Consider the following 18,839-nt stretch of genomic DNA (forward strand, 5'->3'; position numbering starts at 1 on the left):
GACACTCAACACCCCACCATCACAAGGGAGTTCATCATGGCCGCCATCGACCACACCCTCGCCGCCGCCTCGACCGCCACGGCCCGCACCCACAAGACCGTCGGCCGCTGGCTCACCGCCGGCGCCGTCACCAACACCCTGATGGCCGGCACCTACGTCGCGTTCTCCGCCGCCGTGATGCCCTGGCTCGGCACCAAGGGCGACGCCGACTTCGTGAGCACCATGCAGGACATCAACACCGGCATCGAGAACCCGCTGTTCTTCGCGGTCTTCACCGCCGCCATGGCCGCCCCCGCCATCGCCGCCTGGAAACTCCGCAGGCTCGGCGGCGGCACCGCCATGAAGTGGGCCCTCGCCGCCCTCGCCCTCTACACCACCACCGTCCTGACCACCTCCGGCATCAACGTCCCCCTCAACCAGGCACTCGCCCACGCCGGCAGCGTCGACCCGGGCAAGTCCCGCGCCGACTTCGAGACCACCTGGAACATCTGGAACGGCATCCGCGCCGTGCTGTCCACGGCCGCCGCCGTCGCCATGGTCAAGGCCGTGCGGCTGTTCCGCCGCTCGGCATGACGCCCGAACCGCTCCGTGGGGCGCGGGTATGGGGAATGACCTTGGGGGTTCCGGTGATCGGGTCCCGGGCGATGTCGCAGGGGAGGGCGAAGACGTCGTGGACACGTTCGGCGGTCAGGACCGCATCGGGTGGGCCCTCGGCGACGATGCGGCCGGACTTCATCACGATCAGGTTCGAGGCGAAGCGGGCGGCCTGGTCGAGATCGTGCAGGACGGCCGCGATCGTACGGCCCTCGCGGTTCAACTCCGCGCACAGCTCCAGGAGTTCGTACTGATGCGCGATGTCCAGGAAGGTGGTCGGCTCGTCGAGCAGGATCACCGGGGTCTGCTGGGCGAGCACCATCGCGATCCACGCCCGTTGCCGCTGCCCGCCGGACAGGTCGCCCACCGGGGTGTCCGCCAGGTCGGCAAGGCCGGTGCGGTCGAGGGCGAAGGCGATCGCGCGATCGTCGTCCGGGGACCACTGGCGCAGCAGCGTGTGGTGCGGGTGCCGGCCTCGGCGGACCAGGCCGCGCACCGTGATGCCCTCGGGGGCGATCGGGCTCTGCGGCAGCAGCGCCACCTTGCGGGCGAACTCCCTTCCCCGGTACGCGTGTACGTCCCGACCGGCGAGGGTGATCATGCCGCCGACGGGGCGCAGCACCCGGGCGAACGACTTGAGCAGCGTGGACTTCCCGCAGCCGTTGGGGCCCACGATCACGGTGAGGCCGCCGTCGGGAAGGTCGAGGTCGACGCCCTCGACGACGGGGGTGCGACCGTACGACAGGGTCACGTCGCGGGCGCTCAGCCCGACGAACGTCGGGGCCGGTTCGGCGGTCACAGTCGACCACTCCTCCACTCGCGGGTCAGCAGGAATCCGAGGTAGGCCCCGCCGAAGGCGAGGGTGTAGATGCCGACGGGAAGCGGTTCGACGTACGGCAGTTGCTGGGCGGCCAGGTCGGCGACGGTCAGCAGCAACATCCCGACCAGGGTGGAGAGCACCAGGTGCGGACCGGATCCACGGGTCAGCCGGCGGGCGATCTGCGGCGCGGTGAGCGCGATGAACGCGACCGGGCCGGCCACGGTGACGGCGCCCGCGGACAGCACGATGGCCAGGACCACCGCGCAGGTTCGGGCCCGGCCGGGGTTGCCGCCGAGCGCGCGGGCCACCTCGTCGCCCATCTCGCCGAGATCCAGGTGCCGGGACAGGACCACGGCCGGGACGGCCGCCACGAGCAGGACCAGGCCGATGGTCGTGGCATCGTCCCAGGAGCGGGCCGCGACGCTGCCGTTGACGTACGCGCTCAGCGCGCTCGCCTTGTCCCGCTCGACGACGTAGACCACGTACTGGGTGATCGCCGTTCCGATCGCGGCCACTCCGATCCCGGCGACGACCAGCCGCCCCGGATCGCGGAAGCCGGTGCCGGTGGCCAGGTGCACGATGCCCATCGCGCCGATCGCCCCGAGCAGCGCGCCGAGCCATACGGGCGCGCCGCCGGGCATGGCGAGCGCGAAGATCGCCGCACCCGCGCCCGCGCCGCTCGCGAGCCCGATCACATCCGGACTGGCCAGCGGATTGCGGGTGGCCGTCTGAAACAGCGCGCCCGACAACCCGAACGCCGCTCCCGCACCCAGGCACACCACGAGCCGCGGCCCGCGCAGCCGGTTCAGGACGAACTTCTCCTTGCCCTCCGCGCCGCCGAAGATCGCCGGCAGCAGGTCGCCGGGCGCGATCCCGAGCCGCCCCAGGGTCAACGTGGCGACGGCCGCCGCGACGGTGAGCACGAGTACGACGATCGCCGCGAACACGGTGACCCCGCGCACGGGCAGCACGACCAGGTTCCCGATCCGCAGCCGGCCGCGCGGCCGACGCACCTCGACCGACACACCCGCACCGCCTTCGGGTTCGGCCTCGACCGTGCTCATGTCGCCGGCCGCATGCGTCGTACCGCGACCAGGAGCGCCGGCGCGCCCACGAAGGCCGTGACCACGCCGACCATCAACTCCTGGGGGCGGAGCAGAACCCGGCCCAGCACGTCGGCGAGGAGCAGCAGGGCCGGTCCGAGCAGGGCCGCAAAGGCGATCTGGCGCCGGAAGTCGGTGCCCACCATGGCCCGCACGATGTGCGGAACCCCCAGGCCGACGAAGGCGATCGGGCCCACGGCGGCGGTCGCCGCGGCGCTCGCGACGGTGGCCGCGGCCAGGCCGGCCGCACGCAGTACGGCCGGGTTGGTGCCGAGCGCGGTGGCCGATTCGTCGCCCAGGGCAAGGGCGTTCAGCCCGGGGCCGAGCAGCAGCGCGGCGACCAGCCCGAGCCCGGCGAGCGGCAGCACCGACCAGAACACGTCCCACCCACGCCCGCCCAGCGCGCCCACGACCCAGTAGCGGTAGCTGTCGAAGACCTTGGGCTTGCTGAGCGCGACCGCCTGGATGTACGCGCCGAGCACCGCCGACAACACGGCACCGGCCAGCACGAGGCGCACGGTGCCGCCGCCCGCACCACCCCCGCCCAGGATGTGTACGAACCCGCCGGCGAGCAGAGCGCCGGGCAGTGCCCACCACAGCGCCGCCCAGCCGCCGGCGGCGCCGGCGAAGGCGGTGCCGGTCACGATGCCGGCCGCGGCACCCGCGTTGATGCCCAGAAGCCCCGGGTCGGCGAGGGGATTTCGGGTGACGCCCTGCATCAGGGTGCCGGCGACGGCCAGACTCGCGCCGGCGAGTACGCCGAGCGCGGTCCGGGGGTAGCGGCTCTCGACGACGGTGGTCAGGTACGGGTCGCCGTTGCCGGTGAGCACGTCGACCACGTCCCCGAAGGACGTCGTCCTGCTGCCGAACATCACGCTCGCGAAGAGCGCGACGAGCAGCAGGACGAGGCACCCGACCAGGAGGGCGGTGGTCCGCAACATCCCGCCGTCGGCGACTTGGTTATCGGCTTTCATGCGCGTCGGTTCGGTGGGGTCTACTTGCCGGCCTTGGCGACCGCCGCGTCGATCTGCGGGAGGTAGCGCTGGATGCTCCACGGCACGGTCAGCGGGTTGATCATCGACGACGCGGTGACGAACGGGTTGTCGTTGCTCGCCACGACGGCGCCGCGCTTGACCGCCGGTATCGACGCGTAGAGCGGCTGGGCCTCGATCTCACGGCGCGTCTTGTCGTCGGTGTAAAAGGTGAAGACGACGTCGCTGGCCGCGAGTTTGTCGGCGTTCTCCAGTCCGATGACCGCCGAGTCGGTGCCGTCGGTCTCCGGGAAGGTGTTCACGACCGGGTCGACCTTGAGGCCGAGCGAGGAGACCACGGAGACCCGCTGCTCCTCGGGCTTGAAGACACCGAGCGTGCCGGGGCCGGTCGTGTAGATGTAGGAGAAGGTGACGTTCTTGTAGTTCGGCCGGCTCGCCGACGCGTCCGCCAACTGCTGCTTGATCCCGGCGGTCAACTCCTTGGCCCTGTCCGGCTGTCCGAGCGCCTTGCCGACGATGTCGATCTGCTGGTCCCAGTCGGTGCTCCATGCCTTGTCCGGGTAGGCGACCGTGGGCGCGATGTCCTTCAGCAGGTCGTACTGCTTCTGCGTGATGCCGGACCAGGGCGCGAGGATGACGTCCGGGTCGAGCGCGGCGACGGCCTCGATGTCGAGTTCCTCGCCGCCCTTGAACTGCTTCGGCAGCTTGCCGCCGGACTTGGTGACCGCCTCGTGGATCCACGGCAGGTAGCCGGACCCGTCGCTGCCCCACGCGTAGCTCTCGATGCCGACGGGGACCCGCCCCAGCGCGATCGAGGTCTCCGCCGAGCCCTGCCCCAACGTCACGACCCGCTCGGGCTTCTTGGTGATCGTGGCGGTGCCCAGGGCACTTTTGATGCTGACCGGGAAGGCACCGGGAACGTCGGCGGCGGACGCACCCGCGGACCCGGCGGGACGGTCGGTCCCGGCGGATTTGTCGTCCTTGTCATCCTTCGATCCACAGCCACCCAGCACGAGCGCCATGACAACCGCCGCGACGGGCGCCACGAATCGGCGGCGAACCCTGCCCTCGAACCGGAGAGACATCGATAACCTCTTTCTGCGTACAGCCCGAAAATGTCGCGGCTTGTTAGGACAGCCTAAGCTAACCTCTCGGCCGTCCTCCATGCACCCCGGCACCGATGATCCGTAGGCTGGGCGCCGTGAAGACTCCGCTGCTGCACGAGCGTTTTCCCACGCATCAGCCCGATGCGCCGTTCTTCCATTACCTCCCGCTCGGCGAGCGCCCGACCCCGGTCGGTCGGCTCCCCGGGCTCGCGGACGGCACTGCCGAGGTTTGGATCAAGGACGAGAGCGGGTTCGGCGATCTTTGGGGCGGCAACAAGGTCCGCAAGCTGGAGTGGGTGATCGCCGCGGCGCTGGGGCGGCGGTCGCCGACCATCCTCACCTTCGGGGCGCTCGGCACCAACCACGGGTTGGCGACGGCGCGGTTCGCCCGCGCACATGGGCTCGACGTCGCGCTCGCCCTGGTGGACCAGCCGCTCGACGAGCACGTGCGCCTACAGACGGAGCGGCTCGAAGCCTCCGGAGCGACGATCCACCACACCCGCACCAAGCGCCGCACCAGGCTGCTCGCGCCGTGGCTGATCCTGCGTCACGGACGGTTCGTCGGCCGCCGGTTCAGGCCCGCGTACGTCCTGCCGACCGGCGGCTCGTCACCGATCGGGATGCTCGGGTACGTCGAGTGCGGCCTGGAGATCGGCGCACAGGTCGACGCGGGCGAACTCCCCGAACCGTCGCACGTCGTGCTCCCGGTCGGCAGCGGAGGTACGGCCGCGGGCCTCGCCCTCGGACTGCGCCTGGCTGGCCTGCGCACCCGCGTGACGGGGGTCGTGGTGAACGACCAACTGCCCTTGGATGCCGAGCAGATCACCAAGATGGCGAACAAGACCGCTCGACTGCTGCGCAGACGGACCGGCGACTTCAGGGTCGAGGGCCTGCGTCCCGAGGACGTGACGATGACCCGCGAATGGTTGGGCGCCGGCTACGGGCATCCGACACCGGAGGGCGAGCGAATCATCCGCGACAGCCGGAGGATCGGCGGCCCGGAACTCGAACCGGTCTACACAGCGAAGGCGTTGGCGGCCCTGCGCGACCTGAACGCACGCGGCGGACTCGGCGACGGGACGGTGCTGTACCTGCACACGTACGGGCCGCGCTGACCCTCCGGCGGCGCCGAGTGGCGGCCGGACCGGTGCTAGGACGGTGTCGGTGTGGGCGCAGTCGATGCCGCCGCATGGCAGGCGCCGGCCCCCTCGGCTCGGGTGAGGATCCGGCCGGCATCGACGCGGATCGCCGTCTCGGTCGCGTCGCTGACCGCGGACACTCCGGCCGCCGCCGCGACCGCGCCCGATTCGTCGCACACCACCCGCAGTCGCGGCCAGGCCGCGCGCGGGAACGCCCGCCGCAGGCAGTCGCACAACTCGGCGAGGATCAACCGGGCCAGCGGGGTCAACTCCCGCGGATCCCCGGTGACCATGACGACGGTCACCGCCGCGCCGGGCGGCGTGGAGCGTACCGCCTGCTCGGCCGCGGCGAGTCGATGCAGGCCCAGGACCGCCACCAGACCGTCGTCGAGCAGATCGGCGGCCTCGGCCCGAACCAGGTCGAACGCCGGCGGGGGCGCCCACCGTTCGTCCACCCGATGCGCGGGCGCGACCACGACCGGCGGCGACCACCAGTCGCCGAGCCGCAGGCCGGCCAACCGCTCGCAGGCCGTGACGATGTCGAACGGCTCCACGAACCCCGGTGCCACGGCGGCCATTTGGCTCGCCCCATGCAGCGCGGTGAGCACCGTCTCCGCCAATCGCACCCGCCGGGCCGGCGGCACCCCGGGCACCGTCTCGGGCGGATCCAGGCGCTCCAGCGCGAGCGCCACCAACAGCGCGTCCAGGCTCATCAGTTGGTGATACGGCAGGCGCATACGCTCGTCGGCCAGCACCTCGGGGATCAGATCCGAGCCGAGCCGGGCGAGGTCGTGCGGATCGGTGTCGGCGTGCGGCAGCCGCGCCACCCAGGCGCGGGCCAGCGCGCCCAACGCCTCGCGCATGGTCGTGCCCGGCGGTACCGACACGAACTCGCCTGGGCGTTCCGCGAGTTCGGCCAGGACCGCCAGGTAGAGCGCACGTTTGCCGGGGAAGTTGGAGTAGACGGCGCCTCGGGTGAGTGCGGCGCGTTCGGCGATGGCGTCGATCCGGGCGGCGCGGAAGCCGAATTCGGCGAATTCGGCGCGAGCGGCGGCCAATACCCGGCCCCGCGTGCGCTGTTGCGTCTCCGCTCTGCTCAGCCGGGCCATCGCTCTCCCTGTCCGGACGCCCCCGCCCAAGCGCACCGCCGTTCCCCGACGGTCAAAGTACCGTACTATCCGGATGGTGAGACCATCTGTTGCGACCACTTGACGTTCGCCGGCCGGTTCCGAACGCCGGCACGGCGCACATTCGGCCGCGCGCCGGAGGGGACGGGTCCGAGGTCATGGCACGCATCGGCGACGGTGAATTCTTGATGAAGTGCTCTTTCTGCGCGAAGACCCGAAAGCAGGTGCGAAAACTCGTCGCCGGACCCGCCGGCCTGTACATCTGCGACGAATGTGTGGGCCTGTGCAACGAGTTGATCGACGAGGAGCCGATCCCGGACCACGACGCGCCCCGGAGCGGCGACCTGCCGGTCCCGGCCGAGATCCACCACTTCCTCGGCCGCTACGTGATCGGACAGGATGCCGCCAAGCGCACCTTGGCGGTCGCCGTCTACAACCACTACAAACGGGTCCGGGCCGGCGACCACCGGGCGGGCGCGGTCGAGGTGGCCAAGTCCAACGTCCTCCTGCTCGGGCCCACCGGTTGCGGCAAGACCTACCTCGCGCAGACCCTGGCGAAGTTACTGGACGTGCCGTTCGCCATCGCCGACGCGACCACCCTCACCGAGGCCGGCTACGTCGGCGAGGATGTCGAGAACATCCTGCTCAAACTGCTGCGCGCGGCCGACTACGACGTCCCGCGCGCCGAGACCGGCATCGTCTACATCGACGAGATCGACAAGATCGCCCGCAAGGGCGAGAACGCCTCGATCACCCGTGACGTCTCCGGCGAGGGTGTCCAGCAGGCGCTGCTGAAGATCCTGGAGGGCACCGTCGCCGCGGTGCCGCCCCAGGGCGGACGCAAGCACCCCAACCAGGAGTTCATCCACATCGACACGACGAACGTGCTGTTCGTCGTGGCGGGCGCGTTCGCCGGACTGGAGCGCATCATCGACGAACGGGTCGGCAAACGCGGCATGGGCTTCACCGCCGAGCCGCCCGCCGGACCCACCCGGTCCGCCGTCCCGGAGGGCGACGTGTTCGCCGGCGTCATGCCGGCCGACCTGATCACGTTCGGCCTCATCCCCGAGTTCGTCGGCCGACTGCCGATCGTCGCGCGGGTGACCGGCCTGGACCGGACCGCGTTGTTGCGCACACTCACCGAGCCGAGCAACGCGCTGGTGAAGCAGTATCGGAAGTTGTTCCTGATGGACGACGTCGAACTGGAGTTCAGCCGCTCGGCGTTGGAGGCCATCGTGGACCGGACCCTCCTGCGCGGCACCGGCGCCCGGGGACTGCGGGCGATCATGGAACTCGTCCTGCGTCCGATCATGTACGACATCCCCGGCCGCACGGACGTGGCCAAGGTCGTGATCAACGAGCGCACGGTGACCGACGGCGTCGAGCCGATCGTGGTCCTGCGGCGACCCCCGCACGAGAAGTCCGCGTAGCGGCGGTTCGTCGCCCACCACGAAAACCCGGTACCCGCGCCGCCCGCCGTGCCCGGCTGTTCAGCCGTGCGTGTGCGGACGCTCGTGTTCCGCCCGCCAGGTGTCCGTGGCCACGCCGGACATCACGATCATCACGATGTCCTCGGCCAGCGTGTCGGTGATCGGCAGGTGGCCGAACAGCGCCCGGTAGTAGGTGGTGGAGGCCAGCAGGTCCAGGAGCAGGTCCAGGTCCGTGTCCGGCCGGATGTCGCCGCGCGTGATCCCCCGCCGCAGCGCCGCAGCCGTGGCGGCGCGACGCGGATCGAACAGTCGGGCGAAGAACGTCTGGGCCAGCGCCGGATCGGCGGCCAGGTCCGCGACGAGGGCCGGCCACACCCGCCGAGTACCCGGTCCGGCGAAGGCCGTGGTGAGGGTGGCGATCCCGACGATCAGATCGCAGTGCGTACATCCCGTGTCGGGCGTGGGGGCCTCGCCCATCGCGGTCACCAGGGCGTCGATCACCAGGTGCCGGCGGGACGGCCAGCGGCGGCGGATCGCCGGTTTGGTGGTGCCGGCCCGCACGGCGACGCCTTCGAGGGTGAAGTCGGCGTAGCCGCCCTCTTCGAGCAATCGCATGGTGGCCGCGAGGACCGCCTCGTCGATGCGGTGGTCGCGGGGGCGACCGCGACCGGTCGTGATCGGTCGGACATCGGAGGTGGCCATGGTCACGAGTATAGATCGGGTCTAATATCGTTCTGTTCCGGAACGGAACGTAAATGGAATCGACCCGGGAGCCGACCTTGGCAGCCGAACGGCAACGCGAACTCGAACCACACCCCCACCCGGACCCGCACCCGCACCCGCACCCGCACCCGCACCCGGCGAACCTCGGCGCGGAGCGCACACCCGAGCCCCCGGAGGAGGCCGCCCCGCCCCCGAAGCCCCCGGGCCGCGCCGGGGTCTGGGACCGCGACCATCGCGCTTTGTCCCTGGGCCTGTTGATCTCGGTGGGCCTGGTCGCCTTCGAGGCGATGGGCGTCGTCGCGATCATGCCCCGCATCGCCCGCGGCCTCGACGGTTTGGAGTCGTACGGCTGGGGCCTGTCCGCATTGATGCTGGCGGGCGTGCTCGGCGCGGTCGTCGCGGGCGGGGCGGGCGACCGGCTAGGCCCCCGGCGCCCCCTCGCGGTGGCCCTCACGCTCCTCGCTGCCGGCTGCGTACTGGCCGGGGCCGCGCCCACCTGGTGGGTCTTCGTCGCCGGTCGATTCGTCCAGGGCCTGGGCGTCGGCTCCGTGATGGGTCTGGCGTACCTGGTGATCGGTCTGGCCTACGGGGACCACCTGCAGGCCCGCATGGTGGCGCTGATCTCCTCCGCCTGGACGCTGCCCGCGCTGGTCGGCCCGGTCGTGGCCGGCGCGCTGACCGATCGGCTCTCGTGGCGGGCGTTGTTCCTGCTGCTGCCGATTCCCGTCGTACTCGCGGCGCTGCTCACCCTGCCGGCGCTGCACGGGTTGGGCGGCGGATCCGAGGACGAACCGGCGGGTACGGCCGGCGACGCGGCGCGGGGGCGCGGATTGCGGCGGCTGCCCGATCTCGCCCTGAGCCTGGTGCTCGCGGCCGGGACCGGGGTGATGATCGCGGCGTTCGAGTTCGCGGCGCTGGTCCCGGTGATCGTGCTCGCGGTACTGGGCGCCGTCGTCGCCGTACTCGCCTATCGCGCCCTCACCCCGCCGGGGACCACTCGTGCCGGGCGCGGGCTGCCGGCGGGCGTCGCCATGCGCTGGTTGCTGGCGGGGGCCTACTTCGGCGCCGACACCTTCCTGCCGCTCGGGCTGACCGAGTTGCGCGGCCTTGGCACCATCGAGGCGGGCCTGGGACTGTCGGCGGGCGCGCTGACCTGGGTCGCCGGATCGACCCTCCAGGCCCGCTGGGACGACCGGCACGGTGCCCGACTGCGCCCGACCCACGCCGTGTTGGGCAGCATCGTGTTGTGCGCCGGCATCGTGCTGTTGGCATGCGCCGTTCTGGTGGAGACGATCCCGCCCTTGGTGGCCGTACTGGGCTGGGCGATCGGCGGGTTCGGCATGGGCGTGGCGTACAACGCGTCGTCCGCCGCCGTGCTCGCCCAGACCCCGGCGGACCAACAGGGCCGCACCGGCGCGGCGTTGCAGTTGTCCCAGACGTTCGCCGTTGCCGTGCTCAGCGGCCTCGGCGGCGGCGCGGTCGCCCTCGCCCACGCGCACGGCGCGGGCCTGGGTACCGCCCTCGGGGTCACGTTCGGCCTCACCGCCCTGCTCGCGCTGCTCGCCGTCCCGACGGCGCTGCGGATCCGGACGACGGCGGACCGCGCGGCGCGTTGAGCGTCCGGATCGCGGAGGGGCGGCGGTCCGGCGCCGAGCGTGCCCGCTCACGCTCGGCGCCGAACCGGGCCCTGGAAGGGGTGGCGGTCAGCGCGCCGGCAGGTCGAAGTTCCAGCCCTTGGCCTTGAATTCGGGAATCAGCCGGTCCACCGCGTCGACCGTCTGCTGCCGGTCGCCGCCCGCGTCGTGGAGGGTGACCACCCCGGTCGGGGTGATGCCGTCCCGCAGTCGCTGGAGGAGCACGTCGGTGCCGGGCAGTTCCCAGTCGCCGGGCATCAGCGTCCAACTCAGCGGACGCAGGCCGAGGTTCGCGGCGACGGCCGGCGACTGGCCCCAATTGCCGTACGGCGCTCGGAAGTAGGGGATCTCCACACCGGGCACGGCGGCGCGGATCTGCGCGTCGGTCTGCTTGATGTCCGCCTCGATCTCGGCCGGGGAGACCGAGGTGAGGTCGCGGTGGCGGTAGGTGTGGTTGCACAGGGTGTGGCCGTCGGCGACGATCGCGCGCACCTGCGCCTGCTGCCACTCGACCTGCTCGCCGACCAGGCAGAACACCGCCTTGACCTGGTGCTTCCGCAACACCTGGAGCAGTTGCGGGGTGTACTGCGGGCTGGGCCCGTCGTCGAAGGTGAGCGCCACCTGGTTGCCGGGGTGGGCGGTCGTGGTGACCAGGGCCGGGCTCACCGGCCCGGTGGCGGGGGCCGCCGTGGCGGCCGGGGTGCCGATCCAGGCAGTGGCCACGCACACGAGTAACGCGGTGAGGGTCGCCAGGCGGCGACGGCGTACTCGGAGGTGACCGGTGTGAAGGCTACGCATCGCGGGGTCGTTCCTTTCGGTGGAGCGTGGATCGTCGTGCGGTGACGTTTCTTCCGGCCGGGATATCGCCGCGGCCGAATAGCAGAACCGCACGGGAGCGGAATCGACGGAATGAACCGTCCGTGAACGGAATCCATCCGAAACACACACAGGGCGGAGCCTTTCGGTTCCGACAGCGGCGGCCTGAATCCAGCGTAGCTGTATGTGTTCAATCTCTGACTGTGTGGTATTCCACCTGCTCACAGACTTGACCGAGCAGTCACGCATCGCTCATAATCGTGCACGATCGAACATCGGCAGACTATACTGATCACCAAGAGAAACGTTTCCTCATCATTTCTCCAGGAAATCAAAAAGCGAAATACCCCCGAAAAGACGAAACGGCGCCCCCTCCGAAGAGAGGGCGCCGAATACCGTGAAGACCGATCAGTTACCGAACGGTCCGGCGTAGCGGACGGTCCCGCCGCGTAGCGGATCGTCGGCGTCCAACGTCAGCGCCATCAGGGCATCGTCCGGGACCTCGATGGTCAGGCCGATGCCGTGCGCCGACGCCCGGGTGAAGCCGAACCTCGGGTAGTACTCCGGGTGCCCCAGCACGACCACGTGCCGCTCGCCCAGCTCCTTCGCCGCCGCGAGCGCCGCGCGCACGACCGCCGAGCCGGCACCTGTTTTCTGGTACTCGGGCGACACGGCCACCGGGGCCAGGCACAGCGCCGGCCGGTCGTCGATGTGGCAGCGGGTGAGCAGCGCATGCGCCACCGGCCGGTCGTCGCCGTCGACGGCGACCACGGACAGGCCCGGGATCCAGGCCGGGTCGCTCCGCAGCGCGTCGACGAGATCGGCTTCGGCGGGTGACCCGAACGCGGCCCGCACGACGGCGCGGACGGCATCGATGTCGGCGTCGGTCTCGACGCGCGTGATCCAGGTGATGCTCATGACGAACAGCGAATCACACGCGCCGAGCCGAACACCTTCGGGACGGGCGGCCGTCCCCCACCGTCGCGGCCGCCCGTCGTCTCAGCCCCTGCTGGTGATCCGGTTGCTCAGTCCGTTGTCGTTGATCTGCGGCACGCTGCCGTCCGGCTTCGTGCCGTACATCACCAGGTGGTTCGTGCCGGAGACGGTGATCTTGTCGAACCAGGCCACCTCGATGCTGTCACCGTCGCCGCCCGTCACCGTCAGGCTCTTGCAGAAGCCGGTGAGCGTGAGCGCGATCGTGGAGCCCTCGATCCGCACGTCACGACCCGTGCAATCGGTGGTCGGCTTCTCGCCGCTGCCGGTGAACACGATCGTGTCGTTCCCCTTCGGCGTGACCGGCGCGGCCGGCGTCGAGGAGTCGGGCTTGCCGGTGTTCGGCGCCACCGGCGTGGTCGACGTGGTCGAGGAGCTCGGCCGCTCGCTCGCCGAGGTCGGCGCCGGCGACCCGGTGCCCTGCGCGGTGGTGGCCGGCGCTGCCTTGTCCTTCTTCTCCACACCCGCCTCGCAGGCGGTGGCGCCGACGACGACGGCGGCGGTCAGCACGATCGCGGGCAGCACGGTACGAATACGCATCTCGGTTCTCTCCCCCATGTGGAAAGGCCGGTTCCGAAGGGCCGGTTCGGCCTGTGCTCACTACGTTAGGGAACGTCCGTCGCAACGGTGTGGCAGCCGTCTACCGGATCTGCGACACGGGTACCCGGTTCCGATACACCCTCACGACGTGGGCAGCCGAAGGCGCACCACGGTGCCCGACTCGGGCAGGCTGCGCAGTTCGGTACGACCACCGTGGCGCAGCACGACGGCCTGCACCAGGGCCAGCCCCAGGCCACTGCCCGGGGTGCCGCGCGCGTCGCTGCCTCGGACCAACTCCTCCCATACGCTCGGGAGTTCGTCGGCGCGGATGCCGCGTCCGGTGTCCGCGACCTCGACCACCACGTAGCCGTCCTCCTCGAACGCGCGCAGTTCGATCGCGCAGCCCGGGTCGCTGTACTTGACCGCGTTGCCGACCAGGTTCTCCAACGCCAGTTCGAGCAGGTCGGGGTCGCCGGCCAGGGTGGGCAGCGGCCACGGCACACGCGGTACCGAGACGGTGATCCGCCGATCGGCGCCGCCGGGCAGGCCGCGTCCGGTCTCGCCGGCGGCGTCGAGGAGTACGGCCACGTCCACCGCCACCCGCTCCAGGGGGCGGGATTCGATGTCGGCGAGCTTGCGCAGGTCGCCGGTGATCCGGGCGAGCCGGGCGACCTGCTCCCCCACGCCGGCGAGCGGACCGTCGGGGCCGGTGTCCTTGTCGGCGGCGAGATTCGCCAGGCCCAGACGCATCGCGGTGAGCGGATTCTTCAGCTCGTGGTCCAACCGGCGCAGGAAGCGGTGGTGTTCGGCCGCTGCGGCGGCGCGGGCACTCTCCGCGGCCTCGGCGACCCGCCGGCGGGCCCCGATCACCAGCACGGCGGCGCCGGCGGCGAGCAGACCGAGCACGACCACGCCCAGGACGGGGGCGAAGCGTACGTAGACGCGCAGGTCGCCGGCGAAGACGGCGGCGGCCGTCACGGCGGCCAGGTAGGCAACCGCCGCCGCGCCGAGCAGGACGATGCGTGGGCGGCGGTTCACTCGGCCGCCTCGACGCGCGCGACGAAGCGGTATCCCTCGCCGGTGACCGTCTCGATCCAGCGCGGCGCCGCGGTGTCGTCGCCGAGCACCCGCCGCAGTTCCGCCACCCGGTTGTCCACCGCCCGCGTCGTGCTGGCCGATTCCCAGCCCCACAGCACCTCCATCAGCCGTTCGCGGGAGAGCAGTTCGTCGGGGTGGGTGACCAGGTAGTCCAGCAGCGCGCCGGCCTTGGGGGTGAGCGTCAGCTCCCGCTCGCCCAGCCAGGCCCGGCGCGCGGTCCGGTCCACCCGCAACGCGCCGGCCCGGAGTGTGCGCGCGCCGGCGAGGGGTGGCAGTCCGCGACCGGAGCGGCGCAACAACGCCCGTATGCGGGCCACCAGTTCGTACGGGTCGAACGGTTTGTTGAGGTAGTCGTCGGCCCCTTCCTCCAGGGCCATGGCACGCTCGGTGGACTCGCCGACCCGGGTCAGCAGGATGACCGGGATCCACGCGCCGGAGCGCCGGATGCGGCGCAGCACCTCGCGCCCGTCCAGGAGCGGCATCAGCACGTCCAGGACGATCAGATCCGGGGCCGGTGCGCTGCCGGCGGCAGTGAGCGCCGCCGCGCCGTCGTGCACGATCCGGACGTCGAATCCGGAGCGTTCCAACAGCGGCCCCAATTGTGCGGTGATGGCGACATCGTCGTCGGCCAGCAGCACCGCGGGCCGCTTCGTCTCGTCCACTGTCACCGCGCCCACCCCCGTATCCGGGACGAGAATAGGCGACGCGGCGGTGCGGCCGACGGCATTCCGGCGTGCCACATGCTCCGGGTCGACGGCCGCCGAGGCTCAGGAGCGGCGCAGCATGGTGAAGGCGAGGCCGACGAGCATGCCGCCGACGATGCAGACGGCGATCCCGACGCGGGTGTCGATCAGGAAGCCGACCACGATGGCGACGGCGTAGATCATCGGGACGGCGGCACGGACGTTGCGGGTCATGGTGATCCCTCAGTGGCGCGCGGGCTCGACGGCCTCGGCGGGGGTGGCGACGGCGGTGGTCGTGCAGTCGTGGATCGGGCGTCCGCTGCCGTGCCAGACCGACAGGGCGTAGGGGCTGAACGGGTAGTGGGTGCGAAATTCCGGGACGGTGACGGTGCCGCGGACCACGGCCGCGCCGAGGTCGCCGGCGCTCTCCTCGCCGGCCGCCTCGGGCACGTCGCCGTACTCGCGCAGGATCGCCCACAGCGCGGCGGGCACCGCGAACTCGTGGGTCTCGGCCACCTGGTGGATGCCGGCCCGGAAGACCGAGGCGGCGGCGAGGTCGAGGTCGATCACGGCGTCCAGGTCGGCCCGGTCGGGCAGCGCGGCGGCGGCCAGGTGTTCGTACAGCACGTCGACGGCGGCGTGTGCGTGTCGGCGGGCGCGCTCGGGGGTGCGCACCATCCGGTGCAGGATCACCTGGTAGTGCACCTCCTCGTGGATCGGCTCGGTGCCCAGTTCGGCGTACAGCGCCTCGCGCGGGAAACGGTCCGGTTCGCGCCACGAGCGGGTGTAGTCGGCGTACCAGAAGGCGGCGATCGGGTCCGGGCCGCCGGCGCGCAGGTGTTCGTCGAGCATGGCGACCAGGTCGACGGTGCGGGCGCCGGCGGCCCGGGCCAGCACCCGAAGCGTGCAGCGGAGCAGGCACTTGTGGAACAGCGTGAGTGGGATGCGCAGTTCCATGCCGCGCAGCCAGTCGGCGAAGTCCATCCGGGAGTGGCCGGTGACCACGTCGGCGATCAGGTCGGTATTGCCGGGATCGCACGGCATGCGGCGGGTGGTCAGCGCGTGCTCGTCGCGGAAGCGGGCGTGGGTGTAGTCGGTGTTGTTCAGCAGCAGCAGGGGATACACCACGGGTGACCCGCCGGAGGCGACCGCCTCCTCGACGCCGTCCAGGTGAGTGGCCAACGATTCGCCGGGCATGCCCCAGATCAGATCGGTGTAGGTGGGGATCCCGCGATCGCGGAACTGCCGTTGCATGCGCCGGTAGTTGTCCACCCGGATGTTGGTCCGGTTGGCGAGTTGCAGCACCTCGGCGTCGAAGGACTGGGCCGACAGCGTGATCGCGCCGGTCAGGCCGGCGCGGTGCAGGATCGTGGCGATCTCGACCACGCGGCCGTTGGTGTTCTTGGCCCAGTTGGTCATCACGAGCAGGCGTTTGCGCCGGCTCGCGCACAACTCGACCAGGAGCCGGGCGATTTCGGTGTCGCGCGGCAGGATGCCGAAGTTGGCGTCGGCGATGAACAGCTGGGTGCCGTTGCCGGCGTGGGTGACGATCCGTTCCAGTTCGGCCCGGATGCGGTCCAGGGAGTATTGGCGCACCTTGGAGTTGGTGGCGCCGCCCCAGTAGCAGAACGCGCAGGAGTACGGGCAGCCGCGGTTGGTCTCGTAGACGATCATCCGCGAGGCGGCCAGGTCCTGGTCCGACCACACCTCGGGGTCGAGCAGCGGCGACGGAAGCGCGTCCAGGTCGCTCACGCGCGGCGCGTCGGCGGTGTCGATCGGCGTGCCGTCGGGGCCGCGCAGGCTGATCCCGGGCACCTGGGCCAGCGCGGCCCGCAGGACGGGGTCGGTGAGCGGGGCGTCGGGGTGTGCGACGAAGTGCCGCAGCAGGTCCCGGAAGCGCAACTCGCCCTCGCCGTGAACCAGTACGTCCACCCACGGCGCCTCGGCGAACAGCGCGCACTGCTGGTGGGTGACGTCGTTGCCGCCGACCACGACCCGGCAGCGCGGCCAGCGTTGCTTGACCCGGTGGGCCAGTTCCAGGGTGCGGGCCCGGTTCCAGAAGTAGACGGTGAAGGCGATCACGAGCGGGTCGTCGAGCCGGTCCAGGACCGCGTGCGCGACGCGGTCCCGATCGCCGGCGCCGCGCTGGAGGTGTACGTGCTTGTGGAAGGTCACCGCGGCGGCCAGTTCCGGGTCGGCGCGGGCCGCCGCGTGCAGTTGGCCGAGCACGGCGCTGTAGCGCACGCCGGGCATCACGGTCAGTTCGACCAGGTGGACCTCACGGCGGCGGGCCGGTGCGACGGGCGACGACATCCGGGGTCCTCTCTGCGGCATCGTGGACGGGGTGCTCTGCGGTGGTGGACGAGGGTGCCCGTCGGCGTGCGGGACGGGGGATCGGAGTCTCCGGGCCGGGCCGGGGCTCAGCCGGCCGTGACCGACAGGGCGTAGTCGCCGTAGGCGATCAGCTGCACGCCGGTGCCCGGCGCCGAGGCGGGTGGGATGTGGCTGAGCGAGACGATCAGGCGGGTGATCACGTACTGCGCCGCTCGGGCCCCTTCGGGGCTGCCGGCCAGCGCCGCCTCCCGGCTGCCCGCGTCCAGCGGCACACCGTCCTTGCCGCCCGAGGAGGTCATCGTGTCCCGGACCTGGACGGCGGTGAAGGCCAGCACGCCACCGTCGCGGGTGCGCAGCAGATACGTCGGGTATTGCGGTGCGTCGGGCGCGATGGCGCGCTCCAGGATGCCGCCCTTGGCGCGCAGCGCCTGGACGCCGGCGGTCCATCCGCCGGTGAGCTGCCCGGTGAGCGTCTTGGTCGGCGACAGCGGCACCTTGGGGTCGCGTTTGCCCTGGGCGTAGTCCTGGTAGGCGCGGCCGAGGGCGGCGGGGTCGGCGAGCAGTCCGGCGCCGTCGGTGACGGCGGGGGCGCCGCCGGCGGCGTCCTGGTCCAGGTCCGGGATCTCCGAACGGTCGGTGACGAACGGGTAGTAGGCGACCTTCCACGGCGCGCCGTCGCGCTCCTGGACGAACAGCAGGTATTTGGGCGACGGGGAGACCGTGTCGGATTGCAGCAGTTGGGTGATCGCCACGAAGAACTTGGGGTATCCGCTCTGGCGCGGGAAGACGAAGCGCGGATGCACGTATCCCGTCGTCGGCACCGCGACCGCCTGGGTCTTGGCCACCTGCAGACCCGCCTTGCTGCCGGTGGAGGCGGGGGGCATCTCGATCGCGTCGACCCCGGCCGGGTCCAGGGCGGTGTTGATCCGCGTGTTGGCCGCGGAGTACTCCTGGAGCAGGCGAGTGGCCTGTTCCACGCCCACCGGGGGCGCGGCGGCCTGGGGCGCGGCGGGCTTGGGGTCGGCGGTGCCCTCCCCGCATCCGGCCAGTGCGGCGCCGGCCACGAGCAGGGCGCAGGCGAGCGTGGCCGCCCGGCGGCGAACGGCCGAAGTCGCCCGGCGGCGGGGGCCGACGGGCGGGTGGGTCACGCGTGCCCCGAAGGGGTGCGGTGTGCGCGCGGCCGGCGCGGTCGGTCCGGGCATGGGTCTCCACCTCGGGTCAGTGGCCGGTCGAATTCCGGGGCGAGTTCCGGGGCGGCGGGGCGCCCCGGGCCGGCCCGTGGGGCGGCTCCGGTGTCGCGGGAGGACGGGGTCTCCCGCGCACCGGAGCCGCCGGGCCGGGCCGATCAGGTGCTGGTGCAGCACGGTGAGCAGGAGCAGCTGTACGCGTCGCCGCCCGCCACCGAGTCGAGATCGGCTTCGGACAGCTCGCGCGTCTCCAGCAACGGCGAGTCCAGGACCCACAGTTCGTACCGACCGGTCTTCGTGCCCTCGGCCCACGCGTGCACCTGCGCCTCGAGGTCGGGTTCCCCTCCGGCCTCACGCGTGATGCGCACCGTGGCACCTGCGGGCAGTTCGAAGCCCATCTCCGCGAGGGCGGCTCGCGGGTCCGATTCCAACCGGGCCGCGTACTCGTCGTCCGACCACGCCGCGGTCAACACCTTGGCGTAGAAACTGACGAACGCGGCCCTTTCCCTGGGCTCCATGA

At 71.7% G+C, this 18,839-nt stretch carries 19 protein-coding genes; 4 read left to right on the top strand and 15 right to left on the bottom strand.

The genetic code is table 11. The annotated features are described in order from the left end of the window. Positions 1-36: 36 nt before the first annotated feature. Positions 37-573, top strand: a complete 537-nt coding sequence (locus ACMXN5_RS01330) for an anthrone oxygenase family protein (protein ID WP_439673595.1) — start codon at positions 37-39, stop codon at positions 571-573. Here ACMXN5_RS01330 and ACMXN5_RS01335 read toward each other — a convergent pair. From ACMXN5_RS01335 to ACMXN5_RS01350, 4 genes are read right to left on the bottom strand one after another with little or no spacing between them, the layout of a single operon-like run. Continuing rightward, positions 539-1,393, bottom strand: a complete 855-nt coding sequence (locus ACMXN5_RS01335; protein ID WP_439673596.1) for an ABC transporter ATP-binding protein — start codon at positions 1,391-1,393, stop codon at positions 539-541. The two genes, ACMXN5_RS01330 and ACMXN5_RS01335, sit on opposite strands and share 35 nt — an antisense overlap. After that, positions 1,390-2,478, bottom strand: a complete 1,089-nt coding sequence (locus ACMXN5_RS01340) for a FecCD family ABC transporter permease (RefSeq protein ID WP_439673597.1) — start codon at positions 2,476-2,478, stop codon at positions 1,390-1,392. The genes ACMXN5_RS01335 and ACMXN5_RS01340 overlap by 4 nt, the downstream gene beginning before the upstream one ends. After that, the gene (locus ACMXN5_RS01345) at positions 2,475-3,491 is read right to left on the bottom strand and encodes a FecCD family ABC transporter permease (RefSeq protein ID WP_439673598.1); all 1,017 of its coding nucleotides are present in this window, start codon (positions 3,489-3,491) and stop codon (positions 2,475-2,477) included. Before ACMXN5_RS01345 ends, ACMXN5_RS01340 begins: the two co-directional genes overlap by 4 nt. A gap of 20 nt (positions 3,492-3,511) precedes the next feature. Continuing rightward, positions 3,512-4,594 carry an iron-siderophore ABC transporter substrate-binding protein gene (locus ACMXN5_RS01350; RefSeq protein WP_439673599.1) on the bottom strand — a complete coding sequence of 361 codons (1,083 nt, stop codon included), beginning with the start codon at positions 4,592-4,594 and terminating at the stop codon, positions 3,512-3,514. A 116-nt stretch (positions 4,595-4,710) separates the two neighbouring features. Here ACMXN5_RS01350 and ACMXN5_RS01355 point away from each other — a divergent pair, with 116 nt between their 5' ends. Continuing rightward, positions 4,711-5,730 carry a 1-aminocyclopropane-1-carboxylate deaminase/D-cysteine desulfhydrase gene (locus ACMXN5_RS01355; RefSeq protein WP_439673600.1) on the top strand — a complete coding sequence of 340 codons (1,020 nt, stop codon included), beginning with the start codon at positions 4,711-4,713 and terminating at the stop codon, positions 5,728-5,730. Between the two features lie 35 nt (positions 5,731-5,765). Here ACMXN5_RS01355 and ACMXN5_RS01360 read toward each other — a convergent pair whose 3' ends face one another. Then, entirely contained in the window at positions 5,766-6,863 is a 1,098-nt protein-coding gene (locus ACMXN5_RS01360; RefSeq protein ID WP_439673601.1) for a TetR/AcrR family transcriptional regulator, read from the bottom strand. A gap of 176 nt (positions 6,864-7,039) precedes the next feature. Here ACMXN5_RS01360 and clpX point away from each other — a divergent pair, with 176 nt between their 5' ends. Continuing rightward, on the top strand, positions 7,040-8,311 hold the full coding sequence (gene clpX, locus ACMXN5_RS01365; RefSeq protein ID WP_439673602.1) for an ATP-dependent Clp protease ATP-binding subunit ClpX: 1,272 nt from the start codon (positions 7,040-7,042) through the stop codon (positions 8,309-8,311). 60 nt (positions 8,312-8,371) lie between these two features. On the opposite strand, the gene ACMXN5_RS01370 is transcribed toward clpX, so the two are convergent. Continuing rightward, entirely contained in the window at positions 8,372-9,013 is a 642-nt protein-coding gene (locus ACMXN5_RS01370) for a TetR/AcrR family transcriptional regulator (RefSeq protein ID WP_439673603.1), read from the bottom strand. Between the two features lie 53 nt (positions 9,014-9,066). Between ACMXN5_RS01370 and ACMXN5_RS01375 the strand changes: the two genes are divergently transcribed. Continuing rightward, the gene (locus tag ACMXN5_RS01375) at positions 9,067-10,650 is read left to right on the top strand and encodes an MFS transporter (protein WP_439673604.1); all 1,584 of its coding nucleotides are present in this window, start codon (positions 9,067-9,069) and stop codon (positions 10,648-10,650) included. Between the two features lie 87 nt (positions 10,651-10,737). On the opposite strand, the gene ACMXN5_RS01380 is transcribed toward ACMXN5_RS01375, so the two are convergent. From ACMXN5_RS01380 to ACMXN5_RS01420, 9 genes are all read right to left on the bottom strand, one after another. After that, a complete protein-coding gene (locus ACMXN5_RS01380) occupies positions 10,738-11,466 on the bottom strand; it encodes a polysaccharide deacetylase family protein (RefSeq protein WP_439673605.1) in 729 nt (242 codons plus the stop codon). A 426-nt stretch (positions 11,467-11,892) separates the two neighbouring features. After that, complete coding sequence (locus ACMXN5_RS01385; RefSeq protein ID WP_439673606.1) at positions 11,893-12,402, bottom strand: GNAT family N-acetyltransferase; 510 nt, start codon at positions 12,400-12,402, stop codon at positions 11,893-11,895. A gap of 81 nt (positions 12,403-12,483) precedes the next feature. Then, positions 12,484-13,017, bottom strand: coding sequence for a DUF3060 domain-containing protein (locus ACMXN5_RS01390; RefSeq protein WP_439673607.1), 534 nt, complete (start codon positions 13,015-13,017; stop codon positions 12,484-12,486). Positions 13,018-13,158: 141 nt separating this feature from the next. Further along, positions 13,159-14,055 carry a sensor histidine kinase gene (locus ACMXN5_RS01395; protein ID WP_439673608.1) on the bottom strand — a complete coding sequence of 299 codons (897 nt, stop codon included), beginning with the start codon at positions 14,053-14,055 and terminating at the stop codon, positions 13,159-13,161. Further along, positions 14,052-14,783, bottom strand: coding sequence for a response regulator transcription factor (locus ACMXN5_RS01400; RefSeq protein WP_439673609.1), 732 nt, complete (start codon positions 14,781-14,783; stop codon positions 14,052-14,054). The genes ACMXN5_RS01395 and ACMXN5_RS01400 overlap by 4 nt, the downstream gene beginning before the upstream one ends. Positions 14,784-14,882: 99 nt before the next feature. Continuing rightward, positions 14,883-15,032, bottom strand: a complete 150-nt coding sequence (locus ACMXN5_RS01405) for a hypothetical protein (RefSeq protein ID WP_395796640.1) — start codon at positions 15,030-15,032, stop codon at positions 14,883-14,885. A gap of 9 nt (positions 15,033-15,041) precedes the next feature. Continuing rightward, entirely contained in the window at positions 15,042-17,111 is a 2,070-nt protein-coding gene (locus ACMXN5_RS01410) for a radical SAM protein (protein ID WP_439673610.1), read from the bottom strand. Positions 17,112-17,218: 107 nt separating this feature from the next. After that, positions 17,219-18,334 carry a hypothetical protein gene (locus ACMXN5_RS01415; RefSeq protein WP_439673611.1) on the bottom strand — a complete coding sequence of 372 codons (1,116 nt, stop codon included), beginning with the start codon at positions 18,332-18,334 and terminating at the stop codon, positions 17,219-17,221. Between the two features lie 143 nt (positions 18,335-18,477). Then, positions 18,478-18,837, bottom strand: a complete 360-nt coding sequence (locus ACMXN5_RS01420) for a hypothetical protein (protein ID WP_380000404.1) — start codon at positions 18,835-18,837, stop codon at positions 18,478-18,480. Positions 18,838-18,839: the final 2 nt, after the last annotated feature.

Origin of the sequence: Embleya australiensis (assembly GCF_051903075.1) — a bacterium.
Classification (GTDB): Bacteria; Actinomycetota; Actinomycetes; order Streptomycetales; family Streptomycetaceae; genus Embleya.